At 41.4% G+C, this 26683-nt stretch carries 12 protein-coding genes; 5 read left to right on the forward strand and 7 right to left on the reverse strand.

The features are described 5' to 3' along the window. The first annotated feature begins 1 nt into the window (after position 1). Both kdsA and gmd read left to right on the forward strand, forming a co-directional pair. Positions 2–856 (forward strand): 3-deoxy-8-phosphooctulonate synthase, encoded by an 855-nt coding sequence (kdsA, locus tag ACXAGV_RS06200; protein WP_474872487.1) that lies wholly within the window; start codon positions 2–4, stop codon positions 854–856. A gap of 54 nt (positions 857–910) precedes the next feature. Continuing rightward, positions 911–2026, forward strand: a complete 1116-nt coding sequence (gene gmd / locus ACXAGV_RS06205) for a GDP-mannose 4,6-dehydratase (protein ID WP_287150935.1) — start codon at positions 911–913, stop codon at positions 2024–2026. Between the two features lie 111 nt (positions 2027–2137). Here gmd and ACXAGV_RS06210 read toward each other — a convergent pair whose 3' ends face one another. From ACXAGV_RS06210 to ACXAGV_RS06240, 7 genes are all read right to left on the reverse strand, one after another. Further along, positions 2138–4099, reverse strand: a complete 1962-nt coding sequence (locus tag ACXAGV_RS06210; RefSeq protein WP_474872488.1) for a hypothetical protein — start codon at positions 4097–4099, stop codon at positions 2138–2140. Between the two features lie 209 nt (positions 4100–4308). Then, positions 4309–5097: a hypothetical protein gene (locus ACXAGV_RS06215; RefSeq protein WP_474872489.1), complete on the reverse strand. Its 789-nt coding sequence runs from the start codon at positions 5095–5097 to the stop codon at positions 4309–4311. A 14-nt stretch (positions 5098–5111) separates the two neighbouring features. Continuing rightward, on the reverse strand, positions 5112–5756 hold the full coding sequence (locus ACXAGV_RS06220; RefSeq protein ID WP_474872490.1) for a hypothetical protein: 645 nt from the start codon (positions 5754–5756) through the stop codon (positions 5112–5114). Then, the gene (locus tag ACXAGV_RS06225) at positions 5740–6396 is read right to left on the reverse strand and encodes a hypothetical protein (RefSeq protein ID WP_474872491.1); all 657 of its coding nucleotides are present in this window, start codon (positions 6394–6396) and stop codon (positions 5740–5742) included. The genes ACXAGV_RS06220 and ACXAGV_RS06225 overlap by 17 nt, the downstream gene beginning before the upstream one ends. 26 nt (positions 6397–6422) lie before the next feature. Continuing rightward, positions 6423–9470 (reverse strand): hypothetical protein, encoded by a 3048-nt coding sequence (locus ACXAGV_RS06230; RefSeq protein ID WP_474872492.1) that lies wholly within the window; start codon positions 9468–9470, stop codon positions 6423–6425. 98 nt (positions 9471–9568) lie between these two features. Further along, complete coding sequence (locus ACXAGV_RS06235; protein WP_474872493.1) at positions 9569–11308, reverse strand: patatin-like phospholipase family protein; 1740 nt, start codon at positions 11306–11308, stop codon at positions 9569–9571. 313 nt (positions 11309–11621) lie between these two features. Continuing rightward, positions 11622–15224 (reverse strand): outer membrane protein assembly factor BamB family protein, encoded by a 3603-nt coding sequence (locus ACXAGV_RS06240; protein ID WP_474872494.1) that lies wholly within the window; start codon positions 15222–15224, stop codon positions 11622–11624. 279 nt (positions 15225–15503) lie between these two features. Between ACXAGV_RS06240 and ACXAGV_RS06245 the strand changes: the two genes are divergently transcribed. The 3 genes from ACXAGV_RS06245 (at position 15504) to ACXAGV_RS06255 (ending at position 26630) form a co-directional block, all read left to right on the forward strand. Beyond that, entirely contained in the window at positions 15504–19904 is a 4401-nt protein-coding gene (locus tag ACXAGV_RS06245; RefSeq protein WP_474872495.1) for a S8 family serine peptidase, read from the forward strand. Positions 19905–20015: 111 nt separating this feature from the next. Then, positions 20016–22718 carry an FG-GAP repeat domain-containing protein gene (locus ACXAGV_RS06250; protein WP_474872496.1) on the forward strand — a complete coding sequence of 901 codons (2703 nt, stop codon included), beginning with the start codon at positions 20016–20018 and terminating at the stop codon, positions 22716–22718. 243 nt (positions 22719–22961) lie between these two features. Then, positions 22962–26630 (forward strand): FG-GAP-like repeat-containing protein, encoded by a 3669-nt coding sequence (locus ACXAGV_RS06255; RefSeq protein WP_474872497.1) that lies wholly within the window; start codon positions 22962–22964, stop codon positions 26628–26630. The last annotated feature ends 53 nt before the right edge of the window (positions 26631–26683 follow it).

The raw sequence follows: 26683 nt of genomic DNA on the forward strand, positions 1-26683 counted from the left end.
AATGAACCAACAAAAAACAATTAATTTAGACAACATCGAAATTTCAAATGACCTCCCTTTTGTTTTATTCGGGGGGATGAATGTTCTTGAGTCTAGGGATTTGGCTCTTTCGATATGCGAAAAGTACGTGGAAGTTACGCAAAAGCTAAATATACCTTTTGTTTTTAAAGCATCTTTTGATAAAGCCAATCGCTCGTCTGTTCATTCCTATAGAGGGCCAGGTATGGACGCTGGATTAAAGATTTTCGAGGAAATAAAAAGTACTTTTGGCGTTAAAATAATTACTGACGTGCACGAAATCTATCAGGCCCAGCCTGTAGCTGAAGTGGTAGATGTTATTCAGTTACCTGCATTTTTGGCGAGACAAACGGATTTAGTCGAAGCAATGGCGAAGACTCAAGCCGTTATCAACGTTAAAAAGCCTCAATTTTTGAGCCCCGGGCAAGTCGGGAATATAGTAGAAAAATTTGCCGAGTGTGGAAACGAAAAGATTATACTATGTGAAAGAGGGGTAACGCACGGTTACGATAATTTAGTTGTGGACATGCTGGGCTTCAGTGTAATGAAAAAGGCATCTAAAGGGGCGCCTGTTATTTTTGATGTTACCCATTCATTACAATGCAGAGATCCAAATGGCTCGGCTTCAGGTGGCAGAAGAGCTCAAACTGTCGAGCTTGCATTGGCTAGCATGGGAGTTAGGCTTGCCGGGTTGTTTATGGAAGCCCACCCAGATCCTGATAAAGCTCGCTGTGACGGACCGTCAGCATTTCCATTAGCAAAACTAGAACAATTTCTGGCTCAAGTGAAAGCTGTTGACGACCTTGTGAAAAGCTTCGAAAAAGTAGAAGTTGAATAATCTACTTATATATAAAGAACAATATACTAATTGATATATTAATGGGAATTTGCTGTGAAAAAAGCACTTATTACCGGTGTAACCGGCCAGGACGGCTCTTATTTAGCCGAGTTTTTATTAGAAAAGGGATATGAGGTTCATGGTATTAAGCGTCGTGCTTCGCTGTTTAATACTGAACGTGTGGATCATATTTACGAAGATCCTCACGTAGAAAACGCTAACTTCATTTTGCATTATGGTGATTTGACGGATTCTTCAAATCTTATCCGTATTATGCAAGAAGTGCAGCCAGACGAGGTCTATAACCTAGGCGCTCAGTCACACGTTGCGGTTTCTTTTGAAGCCCCTGAATATACGGCAGATGTAGATGCTATGGGTACGCTTCGTTTGTTAGAAGCTATTCGCTTCTTAGGGCTTGAAAAGAAAACTAAGTTCTACCAAGCATCAACGTCTGAGCTTTACGGTGAAGTGCAAGAAATTCCACAAAAAGAGACTACGCCGTTTCACCCGCGCTCTCCTTATGCAGTAGCAAAAATGTATGCGTACTGGATTGCGGTTAACTACCGCGAGTCTTATGGTATTTATGCATGTAACGGTATTCTGTTTAACCATGAATCTCCACGCCGTGGTGAAACGTTTGTTACCCGCAAAATTACTCGTGGTATCGCTAATATTGCACAAGGTTTAGAGTCTAAGCTTTACCTAGGCAACATGGATGCACTTCGTGACTGGGGCCACGCAAAAGACTATGTACGTATGCAGTGGATGATGTTGCAACAAGACAAACCTGAAGATTTTGTTATTGCTACAGGCAAGCAAATTTCAGTTCGTGAATTCGTGCGCATGTCAGCAAAAGAAGCGGGTATTACCGTTGAATTTAGCGGCGAAGGCGTGAAAGAAGTGGCAACAGTGACAGCAGTAGATAACGAAACTGCGCCAGGTGTGAAAGTGGGTGACGTTATTGTAGAAGTTGACCCGCGTTATTTCCGCCCAGCAGAAGTAGAAACACTACTAGGCGACCCAACAAAAGCGAAAGAAAAGCTAGGTTGGGTACCAGAGATTACCGTCGAGGAAATGTGCGCAGAAATGGTTGCACATGACCTAGGTAAGGCTAAGCAACATGCACTATTGAAGCAGCATGGTTATTCAGTTGCTGTAGCTAAAGAATAAGACACTATTATGTGACGTATTCTAAAAGAGCACGCTAGAATTGTTAGCGTGCTCTTTTCATTGTTCGCTTTAAGTAAAGTTGCTTCAACCTAATGACCTGGGTGTCTCCAACTACTTATTTGAGGCTAATTTAGTTAACTTACCTAAAATTTGATTCCACCAAAACGGCAGCCCTAGCTTTTGTAGAACCTCATACCGCTTGTCTGGCTCATTAAAGAAAGGAGCGAATTTAGACTCCCATTTTGCTAAATTTTCTTCGTTTATTACTTTTTCCGTCCAATCATTTACGAAGACAACAGGAAACTGAGCGTAACAAGCATTTAATGCAGAACTTTTTACGATAGGAATTGCGCCATTTAGTAAGGCATGCCAAGCTTTAGGGGAAGGGTCGAAACCACCTCCTTCCACACAAATTACGAACTTATGCGTGTGGCACAGTTCGAAAAAATGAGATTCGGAAACTTCGTCGGCTAATAGCGTGCAGTGATTTTTCCATGGTCCATTGGCTAAGGCACTGACCTTTTTTCTGGTTTCCCACTGCTGCCCTTCTCGAATTCTATGAGCACATAATACTGATTTAAAACGCTGCGAAAGCGTAGGTACGGAATGTAGAGGTAAAGAAGGTAAGGCTTCAGAATTAGGATAAACCAAGCCTAAAGGTATGGGCGATAAGTTTGGGTATTCACTAGAACTTAAGTTCTCTGCGTACCAATGAAGTAATTGAGGGTGTTCGATTATATTTTGAATGCAACGCGCTTCATCTTCGTTATATTCTCGCCAACGTTTGTCCCGCTGCTCCGGTATTGTTACATCTTCCGAGCCTGATATTAAAACGAAAGGCGTGTTTAGCTGAGGTAGAACGGTATCGTGAAAAAACTTTATTGCATCAAATGGCGCACGCAAGCTTAGGAAGATCGTTTTTGGATAATTACCAAGAAAGTTTTTCACTAAACTAGCTTTAGGTGCTTGAACATCTGACAATACAACCCAATCGCACTTTTTTGCAATACCAGAAATAATATATTGATCTGCCCCTAAATTTTTGGGAAACAGCCTTGTCTGTTGGCTCTCAATCGGGGGTACATGCAAAAGTTTAGTTTTACTTTCACTACCTATTAATAAGATGTTCGATCTTTCGAGGTGTTTTACTATCCGAGATGCTAAATCTAATTTTAGACGCGTGTTTGCGCATTTGCTTAAAAGGGCTCGGTAATGACAAAGAAGCTTATCTAAATTCTGTTCATTCAGTAATTTTCCATATGTACTGTAATAAAGATCTTCTCCCGCGTTATCTTTATACAAATTAGTGAGATTATTTATTTTTTCGTTCTCACCTTTATGAGTTACGTTCGTTAACTCTTTTCTACCTATTAAAAGGTTTAAAGACACCGAAGGATTAGTTGATTTTTTCCAAGATACGCTTTCATCATCTGCTTTATAATCTGCAAAATTGAGTAGCGCTTTCCATATATCATCTAATTCTTTTCTTAGATTAGATTCATTGACAAAACTCACGTTTAGGTTAGCTTTGTCGCTGATTAGCGAGCGCGCAAAGGGTAATGGTGCGTTTTCATCTAAGTCGAAGTTACCAAGTTTATTTAAGCTACTAAGAATGGGCGCACCGTTGAAAAGCGCCTTTTGGGTTACCAGTAGACACTGCTCTCGGTTACTCTTTATAAAAGATAATAGGCGATAGTTATAAGCTAACCACATCTTTGCTGCTAAGTCGGGCTCGTGCCAAAACCTATCATTCAGCGCCCCCTTAGAGCGGTTAGTTAATAGAGCAATTTCTCTGCTATGTCGGTGATGCAGAGACTCTATACAACTCTGCCACGGGCGGACAATTAAAAGAAAACGAGCCCGCTCACCCAGATGCTCTTGGTAAGCTGGCAGAAACAAACTCAAACGTGGATCTTTAATTCCCCAAGCAGTGCCAATAACGTCTCTCTTAGCAATATAACTTTTGAGCGAGGCAGTATGTTCTTCATTTAATTTAAGATTGGTATCACCGCAATATTGCCAGGTTGTATCGTGTTCATTAAGCCAACTTTCATGCATTTGTACAGCAGGCATGTCCTCAAAGTAACCTTTACGATTCGCGATATGAGGCTGAATAAGGTCATTACCTAAATTGAGGCCTGCGTTAGATAGCAAGTTACCGCAGGCTGAGGTACCACTTCGGTGGAAGCCCGTAAGAATGAGTATTGGTGAATTAGACATTTAAGTGCGTGTTGAGATTATTATTTATCTCAGGTTAATGACTTAAATCACGCAGTGCAAATCTAACTTCCTTTTTTCTTACGGTATTTTTTATACTCAATTTTGATACGTTCTGTGGTATCTTCGTCACTTACAAGCGCGAGGGTAGTGGCAAGATTGGCACCTGTTTTTAAGGGGGCTACAATACCCTCCCCATATCTATAACGCTCAATATTTTTAAGAAACATCCTTTTCTTTTGGGCACTTATATAAAATTCATATAAGAGAGTTTGTGTTTTGGAATCTTCCTTAAAAATTAATAACATATAATAATGACCAACGGGAAAGGCTCTCATTTTGTCTTTGTACCAAATTCGAAATTCTTCAAAGAGCTCGTCGCTTATAGAGCTCTCTTGTTCGTATTCATCAAATCGGCCTAACTCTGCGTAATACCGTTCTTGCCAATACATGGTTTCTTCCACAAAATTTTCATGTGCAGAATTTCTAGAGTCATTAATTAAAACCGTATTATTCCAATACTCTTGTGCTGGTAAAAATACGCCATTGAAGGGTGTTAGTTGCCAGTTTTGTTGTTCATATGTACCAATTACATTGGCTAGATATTGAAACTTGTTTTGACTGTGTGTGATAAAAACAATTATGTCGTTTAATTTTCCATGCTGGTCGCCTGAGTTACTTATATTCAACTTGGCTATAAGGCTTTGGTAACCCAGTTGCTCATTAAAGCTAATATAACTGCCTAAATCGTATTGAAGGTTTGAGGAGCTGAGGTATTCGTGAAGAGGCTTAAACTGAGTTAGAACAATGGCTACGAAAGATATAGAAACACTTATTTTTTCAGTCTTGGTCATTTGCAATATTTCCGTCATTCTATCGAGTCAATATTTACAATTGTGGTATTAATATCTTCAAATTGCTCGATACTAACGCTTATGTCTTTGTTACCTTGTGGCATGCTAAGCTTTTGAAACAAAGTTGTACGTGGCAGAGTTCTCTTCTCAGTCATTTTTTTCTCAAGAAGGTATTTAGAAATTTCTAGTGGTTTGGAACTCAGAAGCGTTATTACGCTAAGCTCTTTACTCTTAATGTGTTGTTTAGCAGACTCTTTAGTTTTAGCTATATAATAACTGCTCTGTTTAGATTCGCCTGATAGTGTTAGCCAAGGTTCTCTATTTTCCTCATCTTCTAGTCTTGTTTTTAGCACGCTTTCAACTTGAAGCATGAGTTGGTCAACAACAATAAAGCTATGGCCCTTTCGTTTGTGCGTTCCTGATGCACCGCCTCCAGCGAAAATTACTACAGGCTTGTCGAACGATGATGTTTTAGCACATACAATGATAAATTCACCTTCAGTATCTCTATACACATTATTAGTTCGAAAACCTTTCTGGGAATTTTCAGGTTCGATTAGATATACCCGCCAGCAATCAACTTCGGCTAGCACTGTGTTGGGTATGCCGATAAATGCAGTAATGAAAAAAAGCGAAAAATAATTAATTTTCATTTGCATAGACCTCTTCCAATTTTGGGGTCATACATCGTTTGATTTGCTCTACTTTATTTTCACCCTGGTAGTCTTTAAATGCTGAATCACAAGCTTTAAAGGCCTCGACAACAACAGATACACTTCCATTTGTTTCCAATACCTTTGGTGCGCTAGCTCGGCCGGAAAACGTCGGCACTTGCACGGTACTAAAAGCGTTGTTTAAAACTCCACCCAACGTTGCCATCGCCGCGCCCACTATTATTGCTGCGAGGCCCGACGATCCCGTTTTAAAATTGAAAGAAAGGACACCATTGCTCGCACTCCCCTCTGCACCACCTTCATTAAAGCCTAGAACAACAAATAGCATTCCAATGGAAATTACAGCAAAGCCTATTTGGATAACGATTACTTTCATAACTTGTTTGTTTATCATGGTCTTTTGATTAGCGCTTTCTGCACTTAACATTGCCAAAAGCGCATAATCATTTGGAGTTTTTAGGTGGTCTTTCGCTTCCGAAAAGCTCTTTATAGTTGAATCTAGGCTGCCCGCGTAGCTTATTTCCTGGTTAACTGCTGATACGTTAGTAATAACTGAACCCATTAAATACACCGGTATTGCAATACCGAATATAGCTACAGCAAAGTATTGAATATATTTGTTCATATTGTGCCCATTTCTTTTTTACATACCTAAACCACAATAACCCTTCGCTCATCACTGGCATTACTGAGTGTAATCGTAGTTAGAAACAGCTCTTCGTCTTCTCCCACGCTTTCCTGAAGCAATAAAAGGAAGCTCAATAGTCGTAAGTTCACGCTCGACTTTGCCCAGCCGAATTTTGAGTACAGGTCATCAATAGCATTTTTCACTATGCCATCTACTTCTACCCAGTCATCTAGCTCGCGTTGAAATTTCTTGTTCAACCCCTTCAATGTAGCGTTGAGCTTTTCTAAATCAGCTTTCTGCTGTGTCGTCATGATGAAGCTATCTACGGCAGCTTCTATTGCATTTAAAGTGGTTGGTAAGTTTCTAAGCGCGCCCGCCATTTCTGCGTATTTTTCAAGTTTTGAATTAACTCTAAGCCAGAACATTTTTTCTTTTCTATACATTAGCTTCGATTTCCGCTTCATAAGCTTTTTGAAGCTGTCTAAATCTCTTAAATCATTCTTTATTGTGTACAAACTTATATTGGTACTGTTTGGTGAACCAAGTAGAAGCGAAAATAGTTCGTTGTAGTCGGCATATTTGGGGTCAAGCTCTTCATAAATTTCCACAATGTCTTCCATGGCTTCTTGGTAGAAATCGTCTCTTTTTGTTAAGTAAATTAAGTAGGTCATGGCATTGTTAAATAGGTTGTGACCATTCAAGCCCAGCAGCTTTCGATAGGTTTGTTTGCTAGCTCGCAAGCTAATACATATTTCGCTAGTGGTGAATTGGGTAGGGGCTTGCGTAACTATCTTGTTGTATTGTGCAATTGCTATGTTTTTTCGGTATTCAGGTATTAAAGTGGGTACTGACACATCATGTGGCAGGTTGTTAAAGTGTGGGTTGTCGTTAAAATCTAAAGAATGTAAAAATTCAGATATTTCGTTTACAGAGTGAAGCTTAGAATCTCTGTTTGTATAATTAAAACCTAAACTGCCTACAAAGTCGGGGTTTTGCGATGCCTCCGCAATACCATAGGTAAGATTAAGTACGGCTTCTCGCGTTTCGCCAAGTCCACTGGCGGTTGCGGTAACTTTGTATTCTTGTCTAACGTATAAATTACCGCTAGTATCAACTTTAACGTTTAGTTGTGATATCACATCTTTCACAGAGGTGATACTCTTACCAATAATACTCAAACCTAAAGTTGTTGTATTGTTTCGCATTGTTTCGATAGCGGTAGACTCGGCTAAAATTTTAACTTTGCCTTTGTCTACTAGCGAGGGCAGCATGCTAGCCACTTTTTTGTCATCGCCAATTGCTAAGCTTCTATAAAAGGTTAGAACATCAGGAGACTCTGGCGTCTCAAGCAGTAACTCCATGCTATGAGATAGCGACGTAGAACGTTTTCTTAAATCGTCATAGGCAAGCCCCAGCTTAATGTTGGCTGATTTTTCTAGTGCAGAAGTGATTTTTTCTTTGAATTCACGATATTTAGAAATGATCTTATTAAAGTTTTTCTCAATATCGTCATCGAATTGCGTAACAGCTTGTTTTACTTCTTTGCCTAATGCCTCTACTGGCTTAAGCACCTCTTTAGCTTCGCCTTCTATCAACTCCTTAAATTTATCGGCTTGTTGAAGTATGTGTTGTTGAAGCTTTTTCAGCTCAGCTTGGAGTGCCTGCTCAGCCGCCTCTTTATAACTTTCTATAGCAGTGCTGTCACTGGCACCAAATATATCTAATAATTTTGTTACTACTTTGTCGGCCAGTTGTTCTGCATCGTCTTCACTTGAAAGTGGTATGCGGTCAATAATATTCTGAAGTTCGTTGCCGATAAGGCTTTCTACCGCGTCATCAACACTTTCTTGGCCAAGAGCTAAGCTGGCGATAGGCTTGTACCACTTATCCTTATCTGCATTGTTATCTAAACTTTCTAGTAACGTAGCGCCGGGAGAGCTGTTTTCTTCTAACCACTGTACTATTTTGTTACCTTTTGAAAGCAGCATTTCAACGTATTGCCCAGCCAGTTTATCCAGCCCTTTAATTTGTGCCTGCAAGGCCAGGTTGAATGCGTTAGTTCGCTCGTCTGCTTCTTTAATCATTATCTTTAGCAATGGCTTGCCGCTGCTAGCGTGTTTGGTAACAAACACGCTTACATCACCTGTTATAGTGTGTTGGCGAGACGCACCTATTTCGGCAGAAAAGTCGATGTTTATTACATTGCCTTTTAAATCGGTTTGAGTAACCAATGACTTACCGACACCCATTTCACCTTGAATGGTAAAAGACGAGCCGGTTTTTAATGCACATGCTCGATAACCAAGGCCAGTACCGTCATTTGGCACTGTAAGAAGTGCGTTTACAGATTTTAGGCTCCATGGCACGACAGGGGCTTTAAACATTGCCCATAGTGCGCGATATGTGGGCGTGTTGTTTTCTGCTTTGAAATAAGTGTCTAGCTTTAGCTCGCCAGCTTTCGCTAAGCTTGCACTGATATTGATGAAGTTTACCGCGCCAGCTGCCGAAGCATTCACTTCATAGGCCGCGGAAAGTGTTTGGTTTACAAGGCATTCATTGTCAGCTATCTCAAGTTTAAGAAGTGTTTTCGCTTGTTTTTTGGTAAGTACGTTAATGTTATAGATGCCAGTAGCGCCAACCCGAACGCCTATCTGAAAGTCTTTAAGTTCTGTGTCGTAGTCTTTATCAAACTCTATGTTTCTATTAAAACCGTCGGTTTGTGAGCTTATAGGCGCGCTAATTTGCTCCCACTGTTCAAATAGCTTAAGCGTCTTTTTGTAGATTTGTGATTCTGATATTTCTTGTTGTTTTTCGTCGGGGAATAGTGCCACGGCATTTTCAATAATTGTTTTAGCGGCAGTGGGTATATCGTCAATATTGGGGGCATTATCTAGCTGTTTTAGCTCGTGGATAATATTATCAAGGTTTTCTAATTTAGCTTTCTGCTCATTTGAAATACTGCTTTCGATTTCATTTTTTATGTTTTGCAAACTAGTAAATAGTTCGTGCAAAACAGCTGGGGCAAGATACTCTTTGGGTACAGCGCGTTCTAATGAAGGTAGTAGTTTCATGGTTAATTCCCTTTAAGCCAGTGGCAATTGGTAAGTTATGTTTTCATCATCTACTTCTACTTCTACTTCTCTATTGCTTCTTGTATTAAATTTACTTTTTAGCGGTACCAAGCAGGCATTGTTATGCCTAACAGCTTTCTGTTTTCTATTTCGAATGTGTTTTTTAAATATGATTTACTCGCAAGCATTAATGCTTGCGTTTTAATCCAACTCACCTTTTCATCTTTAAGCCATTGCTTCATGCGTTCTCTAACTCTTTTGTAAAGCGCTAGTCGGTTTTCATAATTTACGTTTTTCATTGTGATTTTGGAAAGTTTCATTGCATCGAACTGTGTTTTAGCTTCATTTATACGGTCAGCGCGGCTAGTTACATTAAGCGGTAAGTGGTTTCCCAAAGCACTGACATTATCTTTATGATTTAATATGTGCTCTACAACCTGCATGCCTCTTATTCGGCCTAACAAGTAGTCGTGTTCGCGCAGACGCTTGTCTAAAAAGCCCAAAAAGCCGGCTAGGGGTTCACTTGCTAAATCATCGTCGGTTGTTGTAATGGTATAAACCTTCATGCTCTCGCGGTTTTCCAGCCCGCCAGATTTTTCCATTATCACAATACCTTTAATCCAAGTTTCTTTTAGTAAGGGTGACAGCTGTTGATGTTGTTGTGTTGTGCAGTATGCTTTTTCTAAACGCTGATAATCGTCGTTATACGACGATGAATTACCGTACAGTGCATCTAAAAGCGAGTCATAAGCCGCGTTGCGTATTTGTAGCTGATTGATGTTATTGCTTAATACTTGTAGTAATTCTTCAGCCCACTTATCCAGCTCTTTTATTTTTTCATTTACCGTTTCAACTTGCATCCATTCTTGAAAGCGCCCCTGCCAAAAAATGCTTTTTGCCATTTGCAAAGCGGTATCTTTCATACCAGAGGTGGCATCCACTTTAAAATTTGCGTCGCGCACAGAGTTTTTCGGGTTTGGTGAAATGTAAAAGTAGTATCTATTTTCAAAGTCTTCTGGAGTGCTATCAATTCTCCTAGTCAGTGTTCTAGCCAGCCCTAAGGGGTAGTTGTTGAAAGCGCCTCCGTCCATGTAGTAAAAGTTTTCATCTTTACTGCCGTCATTGAAAGGAGAGGCGCCTCTGCTTGCGTAATCATGCTGATGGCGAATCCAGTTTCTTGCTAACTTCATAGGTGAAAAAGCAAAGGGAAACGCGCCGCAGCCTCTGCATGCTGTAATGATATCTTCCCATTGTTTTGCTTTGTACTCGTTGGTTAGCTCTTCGGTTACTCGGTCTTGAAAGCGTGTTTGTATAAACTCACCTTGGTCCAACCCCTCTTCAGATGTGGAAAATACGTCAAGCTTGTAATCAACGCCATTTAAATTCGACATGGCTAAACCAAGATGGATTTTCTTTGCTGCCGTATTATGTGGGCCAGGTTCTGGTATTTGGTTGTTCTTGTGTCTGTTTGTGATCAAGTCTTCCGCTATTTTGCCTACAAAGTTAGAGGAAAGAAGTGAGGTTTTAGTGAAGTCACCGTCGTGATGGGTTAGTAAGCCCTGGATATCTACTTTCTCGACCCATGCCTTGTATGCTGCATTGTCGGTTTCGCCGTTTAACATTGCAGGGTCGTGCAGCAACTTGTGAGCAATGAGCGCAGCGGTCATTCCGCCAGCCGAAGCGCCGCTAAGTACGTCTATCTCAATGCGTTTGTCTGAATTTTCTGGAAGGTTTTTATTGTGCTCTGAAAGCGCACTTATGATTTCATAGATTGTGCCTGCTTCATAAGAACCTAAGCTGACGGCACCTGAAATAGCAAATGCTACGCGGTAAGTCATGGTTTAGCTCCGAATTCGAATCCCTTTGAATCACTTAGCAAGCTAGACTACAGACCCTTTTTTAGAAGAGTTATGTATCACCTAATTGAAAAGATAAAAGCAAATTGATCAAAAATCAAACAGTTTTTTAGGGCTGAGGATTTGCGAAAAAATAGATTAATTAACTTAGCGATGGGGCTAGGACAAAAGCAAAAATTACTACTTTTATGAAGGCAAGGCGTTGTGCAACGCCTTGCCATGGGATTTTTCGACGTTTACTTGTGATCAAATGTTGTTAATGATTTGCTTGTTCGCCTCACTATAGAAAGCTTTTTTACTTGGCGATGAACCAATCTTCATCAATTGTTCTAAACGTACCTTTCGAAGTGATAGTGATACCATTCATCATGTGTACGATGTTTGCACCGGTAACCAAATTTCTCCAGAAGAGGTCATCTTTTCCGTCGCCATTGTAATCTCCAATGTGCGCTAGCCTCCAGTTAATGTTTTCTACTTGATAGAGTTGGTGAGATTCACGTATTTGCCCGTCTTCCAAAAAATAGACCCACACTAACCCACTTTCTTCGTTTCGAACAATCAAGTCTTCCGTGCCATCGCCATCGAGATCTCCCAAGCCAGAAATTTTCCAGTTTTCTTGAAGTACCGTTAAACGCTCTTTATGTACTAATTCGTTTTCTTCCATTTGCCAGATAAATACTGACCCGTTTGTGCTCATCCATAAAATGTCGTCATCTTCATCGCCATCAATGTTTCCAGTAGCAACGATTTGGTAATTTGGGTCAGTGACTCTCAGCAACGGCGTATAGCCTGCAATACGATCGCCGTCCATGCTAAACACCCATGTGTTTTTTCTTTCAATATCGCGCCATAAAACATCATCTTTACCGTCTCCGTTAAAGTCGCCACTCGACACCAACTTCCAGCTTGAAACAGGAGCATAGTTTAAGACTTTTTTCGATTTAATAGCCGACTCATTCATCAGGTAAATAATATTTTTACCTGATACATTGTTTCTCCAGAAAACGTCTGATTTGCCGTCGCCGTCAAAGTCTCCAATTGTCCTTATTTTCCAGCTAGGTTCCGGAACAACGTCAATTGGAATTGCTTGTGCCGTCATGCTATCCATAGTCCACAAGAAATTCCAACCTACTGAATAATTACGCCATAAGATGTCGGAGCGACCATCTCCGTTAAAATCAGTTTTTGCTCTGTAAGCTCTAAATCGCTTGGCATCAAGAGGGTAAAAATCCTCGGCATCCAGAATGCCATCATTATCATCATCTATATCGGCCATCATACCCGCAGCAATACAGGCTTCATCGCACTCATCTGGGGCACCGTCACCATCCGAGTCGAGGTGATTTCTTATAGGGGTAAATGGATAGGTATCAATGGTATCGTCAATGCCGTCATTATCATCATCATTGTCACAAGCATCGCCGTATTTGTCATTATCATTATTTTTTTGAAGGGAGTTAGAAACAAATACGCAGTTGTCTAAACTGTTAACAATGCCATCGTTGTCTTCGTCCCCTTCTGGCAAGTCGTTCCACGATAGATAATTGCTTTTTTTATTATCATGCCCAACTTTGGGCCAAATGCTTCTTGATAAACTTTTGCTACTACTGTTTATTGCGTAAAGTTTACCATCGTTAGAACCGATATAAATTTTTCCGTTATCTATTGCTGGAGAGGATTCGACAGGATTTCCAGTTAGTAAGCGCCATCGCAAACTGCCATCGGCATTTATTGAATAAACGTAGTGATCTTTTGAGCCAAAGTATAAAACGTTATCATCGCCTAGCGCCGGAGAACCCATTATCGGTCCATCTGTGCTAAACGACCATTTTAAGGTGCCGTCGGGATTCAAAGCGTACATTTTGTTGTCAGTTGAACCAACATAGATAACTTCATCGAGCCCAATGATAGGTGATGAGTATATAGCGTTGCCAGTTTCGAATTTCCAAAGAACATTGCCGTGAGTGTTTACAGCATATAGGTAACCGTCTTTGGAACTAACGTAAACTATTTCTTCGCCACCTATAGCTGAATGACCGCCTTCAATAGGTAAAGACCAATTAATAGCGCCATTACTCGTAAGTGAGTAAAAGTTCCCATTGGTGCAACCAATATAAATTGACCCATTCGCGTGAATGGCAATATTGTCAGAAACTGGTTGACAATCTACACGCCAAAGTTCATTTACGTTTGAATCAAATGCGCTAAAACCTTTGCTGGTTGGTAGGTAAAGGTTACCGTAACCATCGTAGCTAACAGAGCTTCTTCTGCTATATGGAGATACAGTGGCTGACCAGAGTTTTTCACCGAAGATATTTAAAATGCTTATATTTTTCCCATCAAAAACGACTACGTCATCTTTATCAGATAGTGCGACTGAAGTATTTTTATCATACGGCCGAGTAAGATAACTCCACCAAAGAGGGTGTGTATCTTTAAAAGCAAACACGTTTTTCCCACTATTGAAATGAAAATTGTCTGCGGATAGAAAAACTAAGCCGTTATCAGATATAACTGGCGACTCTTTAAAAATATGGTTACCGGTAAAGTATGACCACTCAAGTGTGCCTTCAATTCCAGGATAATGTTGGGCATTTATGGGGTCAGATGCTAGCTTGATTTCTTGGCCATCGTCTATGCCGTCGAAGTCTGAATCAGGGTTTTGCGGGTCGGTTTTATAATGAGATACCTCGTTTTCATCGGTCAAACCGTCCCCATCTGAGTCTATTGGGTAGGTTACTTGAACGTTTGCATTATTGTTTTGTGGGCTTCCAAATGTGCTAGTCCAGGCTTCAGACATTGGGCGTTTACTATCTGTGTGAATAGCAATAATGCTACTATAGCTGAGTACGTAAATAGTGCCGTCTTTCCCCATATTTAAAGCCCCGTACGAGGCATGAAATGTGGAGGTGTCCTCAAGCCATTCGGTTTCTCCCTCAGAATTTAGAGCTGCTGTGATGTGTGAGTTGTTAATATATAGAGTTCCGTCATCTCCTAACAAATAGCTGGTACAGTTGCCATTTCTTGTCCATTTTGGTTTTCCGTCAAAGCCAATCGCGAATATCGCACCTTCTCGGGTACAATAAAAAGCAGTGTTGTCTTTGCTAACAACTATTGAGTGCTCTGTTGAGTCCCAAATATGAGGTTGCGACGATAAATAAGTCCACCTGTTTTTCCCACTTGGATCTATGGCATGTAACGAGCCCCCATAGAAGCCTAAGAATATAGTTCCGTCCCGACCGACACTTGGCTTCGAAGACATTTCTGCAAAAGGGAAGTTTTCATCGTAATAAACCCATTTTAATTTCCCTTCTGTAGTTAGAGCATATAAGCGATTGTCGGCTCCTGTAACATAAATGGTGCCTTTATTGGTCACTGTTGGCGTATTTTTAATACCATGATCTAAATGCTTTTCTCCCTGATAGAGTATCTTGGACCATTTAAGTGCCCCCCTATTAGAAATGGCATACATAGTTCCAGTATTATCCAGAACGTATAAAGTATTGTCAGGACCTACAGCTGGTCCACTCAACTTTCCGTATTCTTTATTTACGGCAATATCAAAAGACCAATTTATTGAACCATCAGAAGTAAGAGAGATTAAGCGTCCTTCACCCGTGTAGAAGAGACTGCCGTCGTTACCAAGAGCGATTTGGGATTCTCGTTTAAATGGTAACTCGATAGTCCACAATACTGCCCCCTCGTTATTAAGGGCGAAAGCCTTCGAGAAGGACGTTGTGAATATAATGTCGTCTTTGGAAATGGTGATAGATGGTTCGAGGTATTCATCTAAGTCTACAGTCCACTTACGTGTGCCAGCCTCTATCGCATAGACATTAGAAATCAAACCCACGGCGCAGAATAAGAAAAAAGTTTTTCCAAGCGTTAAAAGCTTCATTTGTATAAATCCCTTTATTAAAAATCTTTTTGTTATTCAGTTGTAAGATATCAAAAGCTGACAAATCAATCTTCATTTTACTAGACAAGCAACTTATTTAATTTGAACAAAAATTAGACTTAATGCCATTTTTTCTTTTTTAGCAAAATTGGTGCTCTCATTGATTGATACATAGGTATTGTTTTCCATACCTATGCGGGCTTTTGAAGTTTTTAGTAATGGTTTATTGTTTTAAATTAGCTAATTTTTTCTAAAAAGTACTCAATAAAGGACTGCAGAGTGTCAACGTTGAAAAATTATATTTGCCTTGCAATATTACTTATCCTTCCGTCAGCTAATCTAAATGCCCAATCTCAAACGGAGTTGAGAATTTCAAGTCAGTCCAACAGCGATGGTAGCAACGCTATGCGCATCCAAAAAGGCGTTTCTCGGCCTAGTGGCGAACCACAATATATTGTTGAGTTTTATAGAGCGCCACTTTTAAAAACTAGCGAGTTTCAGGCCTACCAAAAGCTCCAAGCTACCCGGAATCTAGTTAACCAAGAAACTAATGTTAGCTCTGAAAACTTGACTCAAAGCGCCTATAAACTAGTTAGCAAAGAAATAACTGCGTTAAACACATTCCAGCAGGTGTTTATTCAAAATAACCTACCCACAGGTGTTTCCGTTGCTAGCAAGTTAACGCGTGTAGCGAATGCAATAGTTGTTGAAGGTGATGAATCTAAAATAATAACTTTGTCAAAGTTGCCATCAGTTAAACGTGTAGTAAAAGTTAAGCCAGTAAAAAAGTTTTTATCTGAAAGTGTACCGATGATCAAAGCTGATAAGGTTTGGCAGAAACTTGACTACTCGGGAAATAACATAACGGGAAAGGGGGTAGTTGTTGCAGTTATTGATAGCGGCGTAGACTACACCCATCCCGATTTAGGCGGTTGTATAGGCGATGGTTGTAAGGTAGTAGGTGGTTACGACTTCGTTGATAATGACGATGATCCTATGGATGTTGATGGCCACGGTACCCATGTAGCGGGTATTGTTGCTGCTAATGGTGGGGTTGTTGGTGTTGCACCAGATGCATCAATTCTTGCGGTTAGGGTACTAGATAACGAAGGAAATGGTTTTAATACTCAAACTGTAGAAGGTATCGAGTATGCCGTTGACCCTGATGGCGACCCAAGCACAGATGATGGTGCTGATATTATTAATTTAAGCTTAGGCGGGCCAGGTGACGCCGATGATATCGTTTCGTCAGCAGTTGATGCTGCTACCGCTGCGGGTGTAGTTGTAGTTGCTGCAGCAGGCAATGGGGGGGAGTATCTTGAAATTGGAGGGTTATCTCCATCGTCAGCAAAAAGTGCAATAACAGTTGGCTCAGTGGAGCCTGATGGTACGCTTTCTGACTTCAGCTCTAAAGGCCCATTGTTAAACAGTAATTATGGAAAACCCGAAATTGCCGCGCCAGGAGGCAATATATACTCGCTCGCTATTGGCGAAGGCTACACTACCGAGTCGGGGACGAGTATGGCGGCACCTCACGTAGCAGGTGCAGCGGCACTATTAAAACAAGCAAGGCCTACACTTAATCCTCAGCAAATAAAATCTGTATTGATGTCTTCAGCGCAGTCAGATGCAAATGATAGTTTTCAGCGCGGATTCGGATTATTAGATGTTGCGTCTGCACTTTCTAAAAGCATCGCTGTAGAGCAAGGTCCGCTCTATTTTGGTCGTGTGAATGCAAGTGACTACCAATCGGAAACGGTAGCATTTACGTTAATAAACACGTCAAATACTCAACAAACGGTACGTATCGATTTACCGAGTACATTCCCAACGGGTATAGCGTTGTCGTTAGATAAAAGTGAAGTAACGTTACCGGCTAACCAAGGGGCTTCCATAAATGTAACCCTAAGCGTTAACGATGCCTCGGCACTGGGCAATTCAGCACACGCGATTGGGGGCTATTTTGGTGACGTGATGTTAACGTCAAATACAGGTGAGCAAGTTGCATTACCTCTATCTTTTGTCAATGCTAACGAGTTTAAGTTTGTAAATGAAAGCGCTAGTAGAGTTACTGCAACGTTAGATGGTGAATTTGGTGAAACCTATTTTTGGAAAGAAATGGAGCCAGGTGATTCCAAAACTCTTTTTCTCCCAACAGGAAAATATTATTCAAAGGCTTCTTATTGGGGGTTGTCGAAAAGTGACCTCGCGCACCTTCCAGCGTTACCTAGTACAAGTGCTTCTCAGCGTATTGAAGGGCTAGAGACATTCACGCTTAATTTAAATGGCGACCAAACGTTACGACTAAAACCTACGAACTTACAACATATTATAGGTAACGATGGTGTACCTTCTAATAACGCCGTTTCATTAGACCAGCTCTATAGTGTTAAAACCAAAACACATATAACAATTGCTGATACGGGAATTACCTACGGTTCAGCAGTTGTTTCGAATAGCCGCTATGAATCACTACGTTCAAACAGTTGGTTTGCATTGGGTAATTTATCACCGGATATACCTGTGCAACTTGAACTGCTTGAACGACTAAACAACACAGCAGGGCCTGATACGCTATTTTATTTCAGCCACCCTGAGGCAAGTGGTATTTCGCAAAACGTTTTATATTCCTTGGACGACGTAGCTACAAGCATAGACATTAATATATCCAATGATGTTTCCCCACCTGTATCAGATATTGCCGTTTATAGTGGTGAAAAGCTGTTTGGGGTAGAGCGTGATCTTACCGGTGTACGCGATCAAAACTTTGAATTATCTATTATCAATGGCAGTGACTTAAGTCAGTCGTTTTATGTCGCTTTAGTTGAAGGTGATGATGATAAGAATACGGGTAATTTATTTCAGGAATCTCCGCCTCTAAATTTTGGTTCTGCAAGCGGAATTGATGTTTTAGAAACTGGTGAATATTCGTTTGGACCTACATCGGCGGTATTTTCGCAACCATACTCTTTTGAACCTAACGGTATAATTACAATATTTGGTAGTCATTTTACGAGTCCTTCAGGCGCAGAGATTGTATTTAAAGAGCAAAACTTTGCTTTCTATTGCGATGGAACAGAAACGCACAGTGGTGTATTCGACCACGATGCGTTAGGTGATGTAAGTATGTGTGACAATGCAAGACTTAATATTACTTATGCATCTGGTAATGATGATTTACCTAGTGGAGAGATTAACTATTACCCTTCAGGTATGCTGGCTGAAGTTGCAGGCCTAGTAGTAAGCGCCGTAGATGAAAAGGACGATATTTTTCCTACAAACAGTGTCGGCTTCCAATCGTTTATACTTAAGGCAGGCGGGTCTGTGCTAAAAAGTGTTACGGATATCGCATCAATCCAATGGAAGTTTGCCGGCGAAAGCACATGGCAAAGCCTCGCTCTTGAAGATGAAAACGATAGTAACTTTTCTTCTAAAGTTACATTCCCTGAATTTTTGGTACCACTTACTTCAATAGATGTGAAAATTGAATACTCCACTTACAGTTCTACTGTCGATCAAACCCTGTTTAATATGTTCAATGTTGGCGTGGATTTGTCTTCTAATACCGAAGATTTCGATGGTGATGGTATCGTTAACGCGTTTGATTTAGATAACGATAATGATGGTTTATCAGATGAGGAAGAGCGTCGAATCGGCTCATCTCCTGTAAATGCCGACACAGATGGCGATGGTTTCACTGATGGAGAGGATGTATTTCCAACTGATAGCACTGAATGGGCAGATACAGACGGTGATGGTATAGGTGACAACTCTGAGCTTCCAGTTAGGGCAGACGTTGATGGTGACGGGCGAGCAGATATTGTATGGCGTAACGCGAGCAATATTCGAGGTTGGAACTTCTTATGGACAATGAATGGTGAAGAAGTTCTGCAATCACGTCCCATAAACGTTGTTCAAGGTGAAGATTGGCAGCTAAACCTTGGCGACTTCGATGGTGATGGTAAGTCAGATTTGTTTTGGAGAAACCCTGACCTATTAGGTGGTTATAACCGGGTATTCCTTATGGACGGGTTCGACATCGTTAGTCGCCCTGTGCATGCACGTCTTGATAATGAATTCGAGATTAAGGTTATTGGTGACCTAAACGGTGACGGGAAAGATGACATTGTTTGGCGTAATAACACCACAAATCAACTCGCAATTTGGTTTATGGATGGCGCAGGGAAAGTTAGCCGCTGGTCCGATGCTTTGGGTAATTTGACATTAGAAGGCACTGGCGACTTCAATGGAGACAGAACAAAAGAGCTTATACTTCGAGAAGGTAATCAATTAAAAGTGTGGAGCCTTATTGAGGGTGGCAGTAACTTTGAAGAGTCAGCGTTATCTTCAGTAGCCCCTGCTGACTGGAAGCTAGCTGGCACCGGCGACTTAGACGGAGATGGAACAGAAGACCTGATATGGCGCAACGTTCGTGATGGTCGAAACAGTGTTTACTACATGGAAAACGGCATTGTGAGAGAGCAAAAGCTGTTGCCACAAGTCGGTACAGCATGGTCATTGGCGAAAGTAGAAGACTTTAACGGAGACGGCAAAGTAGACTTCTTATGGCGCAATGAAACGCTAGGAGGCCGAAATATCGTACACCTCATGGATGGTAATAATCGCATTGCTGCAGGTGTTGTAAAAACAGTCGGCGGCACATGGTTTATGGCTGACTAATATTTCTTGGGCGCTGCATTCGCGGCGCCGTTTCTCAAAACAATGTTTACAAAATTAATGCCCTTTTCTTAGGGATTTGATGTTTTTACGTTTTATAGAAAGGAGCTCATCTTGAAGCGGAAAATCTATTTCTTAGCACTTTTCAGCGCGCTATCATTTGGCAGTCATGTGAGTAAAGCCTCTGTTCCAGAAAACCAAAGTGAGATAGACGCAAATATGCGGGTATCGGCATGTGCGACACAGTTTGAACGCGCATGGAACACGTCAGCAAGTAGTCAGCAGAAGGAGATTGTTGAGTACTTTAGAAACATTTGCCCGATGTTGTCTTATCCCCAGGTTGGTCAGCAGATAAAGACTTTTGTTATCAATTCAGATTCGGACACTAACGCCCCAATTCTTAAGCATCTAGATATTAACCCCAAAGTGATAGATGTTACTGAACAGGCGCAAACAGTTGAGGTTACCGTTCACTTCGAGGAAGAAACCGGTATCGATTATGCACACTTTTGGTTTAGAAATCGTGAGTTACAGCAATACGGAAAATCCGATAGAGCTTATGAGCGAGACATAACGAGAGACCCATCCGACGGTCTTCTAAAAACTACTTTTTCCTACACGTTCACTCCTCAAAATGCTCCTGGAAGGTATGGTATTTCTAACGCTCTAAGTTTAGGTGATACTCTAGGAAATCGTACATCTGATTTTGATCATGAAGAAAAAATAGAAGCAATGGGGTTCAACCCTTATCTACAAATAATCAATGCAAACGAAGTAGATACTACACCGCCAGAGGTACTTAATATTGAGATTGAGACCGACCAGATTCTTGAAGGGAGGAACCCTCAAATAATATCTGCCAAAGTTATTGCCTTCGACGAATCTGGCTTCAATTCATATGGTGCAGACTTTTGGATTAGGAAATACGGAGAGTACGTTAGCGCATCCAACGACCCAGAGTGGCTGCTCTCGTTAGAAGAAAACACGTTTGAGCAGAACTTACAGTTTGAGTTTAACGACGAAACCCCAAGTGGTGTTTATGCATTTACTAGCCAGTTATATCTTTCCGATAAAATAGGAAACTATACTGACAAATATGACTCGGGGCAGTCGATGTTTCGGAATGGGTTTTATACATACCTGTCAGTGCTTCCTGAAGATGATAGCTTACATAGTAACAGCAGTATCTTGTTAGAAAGTGTCGCCGTTTCCACTGAACGAGCACAGTTTAGATTGCATATAGATGCTGAGCAGTCCGTGTCTCATGATTTGTCAATAGAGGCGGGGACGACAATAAACAACGTGGCTCTTAATGCTAACTCTGTGGCATCGAGTTGCTACTCCTATACAAACAGTAATAGGTTCTATATCTCTAACTGCGAGTTTAGTTATGCTGACCGAGATGGCTCGCTAGAACTTTCTTTCTCAACGGAGCTTCCTATTAAGGATGACTTCTTTGTGCTCGCAGAACTAAAAAGTGGGTCACAGGGCATTGAAACAACAATGAAAGACAATTTCGTCCGAATTACTTCGGAGTTTGTGGACGGCTTAGGGATAAACGATGCAGATGATGATGGAATTATCAACGGTAATGATAATTGCCCAAGCATACCAAATGCGTCACAAGTCGACACTGATGGAGATGGACAGGGTAATTCCTGTGACCTAGACGACGACAATGATGGAATGCCTGATACGTATGAGCAAGAGGTAGGCCTCGATCCGTTGAGCTTTGACGCAGAAGATGATGCAGACAACGATGGACTAACAAACTTTGAAGAGTATGAGTTAGGTACAGAGCCATTTAATGCAGATAGCGATAACGATGGTTATTCTGACTCTGAAGACGACTTCCCACTAGACAGCACTGAATGGCGAGATTCAGACGGCGATGGAATAGGTGACAATAGTGAGTTACCACAGAGAGCAGATGTAGACGGTGATTTCAGAGCCGACCTAGTCTGGAGAAGACGTAGCAACGTGGTAGGTTGGAACTTCCTGTGGAGTATGTCGGGCAGCGATATCAAACAAAGTAAGCCAATCAACGTAGTTCAAGGCGAACAGTGGGGGCTTCGTTTGGGCGATTTTGATGGTGATGGTAAATCAGACCTATTCTGGCGCGACGAAGTTAACTCATTAGGTATGAACTTTGTATACTTAATGGATGGGACATCGATAAAACAGAAAACGCGCATCCAAAATGTGAGCAGTGATACAAAGTTATTACTCGCTGATGATTTAGACGGCGATGGCAAAGACGATGTGCTATGGCACGTTGAGACTGATGATAGTTTAATGATTTGGTATATGGATGGAGTTCAAGTTGAGGCCCAGAAAGGCGAATCGCTTGGTGCGTCAGTTATTGAGGGCTCAGGTCAGTTCCACTCAAACAATAAAACATCAGTAGTGACTCGCACAGGATGGAAGCTAAGTCTAATGACATTGAATGATGACAGTACGCAGTTTGATGAGCAAAGTATGGATGCTGTGGCATCAGATAATTGGAAACTAGCGGGTACTGGTGATTTGGACGGAGACGGCACCGACGACTTAATTTGGCGCAACACACGTGATGGACGTACATCGGTCTATTACATCGAAGAAGGGAGGCTACGTGACAGTGCGCTCATTACCACGGTAGATGTCTCTTGGGAACTAGCCAAAGTGGAAGACTTTGATGGGGATGGCAAAGTTGACTTCCTATGGCGCAATACCAGCCAAGGCGGCCGTAACATAATTCATCTAATGGATGACATATCACGCAAATCGGCAGCGGTAGTGAAAACCGTTGGTGGAGAGTGGTTTATGGCTGACTAAGAACCTAAGCGTTTAGGCCAGAGTCGTCAATTTGGCTCTGGCGCTATTCATGACGAGTTTTTTGAAGTTTTTCTTAATAGTACTCCGTTTTTTTTGACATTACTTCAGTAAGCATTAAACTTTCGAACAGCCGCTTTGACATGGACGTGATTGCTATTGGCGATGAGTATTACTCTCGCTCTTATCTTTGCTGCCTCTTCCATTTCATAGCTAACTAAAACAAACCACTCACGAGTTAGAACTATGAGCAAAAAACAATTCTCGAAAGTAGCCATTGCGTTAGCAGCGGCAGCATTTTCTAGTAGTTCCTTCTCAGAATCTTGGCTTCCTACAGAAAGTGTCGTTAAGTCAGACACACACTTTAGCCTTGGAGATAGTTACAATGTCTCTCTTTCTGAAGACGGAAAATACGCTGCATTTGTAAGTTGTGCATCTAATATGAGCGCTGAAAGCCAAGGGCGCTGTGATATTTATAGAAAAAATACAGAAACGGGGGAAATCGACCTTGTTTCTAAACATCACCCAGATGTAGAAGCATTTTCAAATAGAACGAGTGATAAGCCCCATATTTCAGCAAATGGTCGGTTTATCGTTTTTGAATCGTACGCCGCGGACCTTATACCAATAGGCGGAACAGTAACTAACGATATTTATCTTTGGGACGCAGCATCAGACTCAATTGAATTAATTTCAATAGCGTCTGACGGCTTAAAAAGTGATGGGCATTCGTATGCACCCACTGTGTCTAATGATGGTAATTACATCGCTTTCGAATCGAGAGGCACCACGCTCGATGTTGATAACATCGACGCCAACGGTAGGATAGACATTTTCGTTCGCGACAGAATTAAAAGTGAAACGAGGCGAATCACTTATACAGAAAACGGTGAATCTAATCACGACTCTAATAACCCCGTAATTAGTGGCAATGGTAAGTATGTTGCGTTTACATCAAGAGCAACGAATTTGTTAAGTTCCACAGATGTCAACGGGACATATGCTGATGTTTATAGATACTCCGTAGAAAATGAAACATTAGAATTGGCAAGTGTCAGCTCAATGGGTTTCCAAGATAGCAATGATGCAAGTTATTCGCCAAATATCAGTGACGAAGGTAACATTGTTGCGTTCATTTCTGATGCAGAATTAGATGGCAGAGACCAAGACAGTCGCGCCGATGTTTATGTTCGTAACATGAACGAGGGTTTAACTGAGATGGCGAGTGTCACGAGCACCGGTTTAAACGATAATGGAAGGGTTGAGTACACTTACAGAATTGGACTTTCTTCTGACGGCACAATCGCTAGCTTCATCTATGACGATGATTACGGAACGTTTGATTCGTACAACGTTTATAACGACGACAACGCTTACACTCACGATCTTACAACGGGTATAACGACTTTAGCTTCTAAACATAAAGATGAAGATGCTGAGAGATATTATGTTAGCCAAGCCGTTGACTTAAGTGGCGACGGAAAGTTCGTAGCATTCCATTCGCAAAGTCAAACATTTGATTTGCTAGATAGAGATAATGCTGACGATGTTTATTTCTACTCAATGGAAGATGATAGTCTAACGACATTAAGCAAACCCAAATCTTTAGGCTCATTCGATGATGTAGACAGCGTGGCAGTTTCTAAATCTGGCCGTTTCATCTTATATAAAACTGATGATAGGCTGCTGTCAGATACAGGTAATTCCGCCTATGACGAGCTGTTTTTATACGACAGGCAGGAAGGCACTACTGAACAAATTCGCTTAGGCAGCCGTGGCGCAGATGCAAACGGTGCCTTTGGTGAGATATTTGATATAAGTGCAGATGGTAATGTAATCACTTTTGCATCGCGCGCGTCGAATATTCACACCGATGATGTCAATTCGCAGTGGGACGTTTTTAGGTATCAACGCGACACAGAAGAGCTGGTTTTAGTTAGTGTTGGGAGTACAGGTGTTGCTGCTAACGATGATTCGTATAACCCAAGTATCTCAGACGACGGACGTTATATTGCGTTCGTTTCTGAAGCGACGAATTTGACCACAGATGAAATCAACTCGTATTACTATCACGTTTTTCTTTACGACAACACGGAAGAGACTATTGAGTTGGTTAGTAAAACTGATGCCTCTTGGGATGGCTCTGATGCGGGTAGCTCTTTGAATCCAACTATTTCTGGTAACGGGAAATACGTTGTATACGAATCGGAAAACGACGCAGTATGGGGCTTTTCAAGCTATTATGAGCAAATAGTTGTCTACGATGTTGCTACCAAAACAAATAGAGTGGTTTCGCAAAACTTAGATAATGCGCTAGGGAACAGAGATTCCTATAACCCTAATATTTCTGCAGATGGAATGACCATTATTTTCGAGACCCAAGCAGACAATTTAGTTGCTGGATTTGGAGGTTACAGCTCACCATTTATAGCTATGTACAATGTAAATGAAGGTGAAGTTTCAGCTGTATCTTCAGACAAAGATGGTACTTTATTTAGCGCTTTTGGTGGAGCGTCTATTTCTGGTAATGGCGAAATTGTAGCGTTCAACTACGTGAATGGCGACTCAATGGGAGTGGTCGTAATTGAAACGGATTCAATGTCTTCGAGTATCATCAATGATAATGTATCTACATATTATCAACGTACCTCTTTATTCAACCCTGCTATAAATAACGATGGAAGTATCATTGTATATAGCTCAAAAACACGAGATTTGGGCGATACTGCGGGTGACTTTACACAGCCGTACGTTGCAACAACTGACGCTGACGGCGATGGTCTGCCTAACGAGTGGGAACTTGCTTATGGCTTAAACCCCTATTATGCGCAAGATCCTTCTACAGATACTGACGGCGATGGCTTGACTGATATAGAGGAATACTACCTAGGTACTTCGCCTATTTCACAAGATACAGATGGCGATGGTGTTGATGACTTCAACGATGCATTCCCAACTGATAGCTCTGAATGGGCAGATACAGATGGCGATGGTATTGGTGATAATTCTGAGTTGCCTGTAAGAGCCGACGTGAATGGCGATGGACGTGCAGATATTGTATGGCGAAATGCAAGTAACGTTCGTGGTTGGAATTTCCTATGGACAATGAATGGTGAAGAAGTGCTTCTGTCTCGCCCAATCAATGTGGTGCAAGGCGAAGACTGGCAGCTAAACCTTGGTGACTTCGACGGCGATGGTAAAACAGACTTGTTCTGGAGAAATCCAGATCTTTTAGGTGGCTACAACCGTGTGTTCCTGATGGATGGGTTTAACATCACTAGTCGTCCAGTACATGCAAGACTCAATAACGAGTTCGAATTACAAGTCATTGGCGATTTAAATGGTGACGAAAAAGACGATATAGTCTGGCGTAAAACAGACACTAACCAGTTAGCAGTTTGGTTTATGGATGGAGCGGGTAAAGTTAGCCGTTGGTCGAATGCTTTAGGTAACTTGGTAATTGAAGGTATTGGCGATTTCAATGGTGATAGAGTGAAAGAGCTAATTCTTCGCAATGGCCAGAGCCTTAAAGTGTGGAGCCTTGAAGAGGGCGGAAGCAACTTTGAAGAAACTTCGCTATCTGCAGTTGCCCCTAGTGATTGGATACTTGCTGGAACTGGCGACTTAGACGGTGACGGGACTGAAGATCTGATTTGGCGCAACATTCAAGATGGCCGCAACAGTGTTTATTACATGGAAGATGGTGTGGTAAGGGAGCAGAAGTTGTTACCTCAAGTTGGAACCGCATGGTCACTGGCTAAGGTAGAAGACTTCAATGGTGATGGAAAAGTTGACTTCCTATGGCGCAATGAAACGCTTGGCGGTCGCAATATTGTCCATCTTATGGATGGTACTAACCGAATTGCTGCTGGCGTTGTAAAAACTGTCGGTGGTACATGGTTTATGGCCGACTAACCACGATTCTTTTGATATAGTAGAACGGCTGTCTATTGACAGCCGTTTTTTTG

The sequence above is a fragment of the Alteromonas sp. ABH4_453 genome (assembly GCF_056160665.1).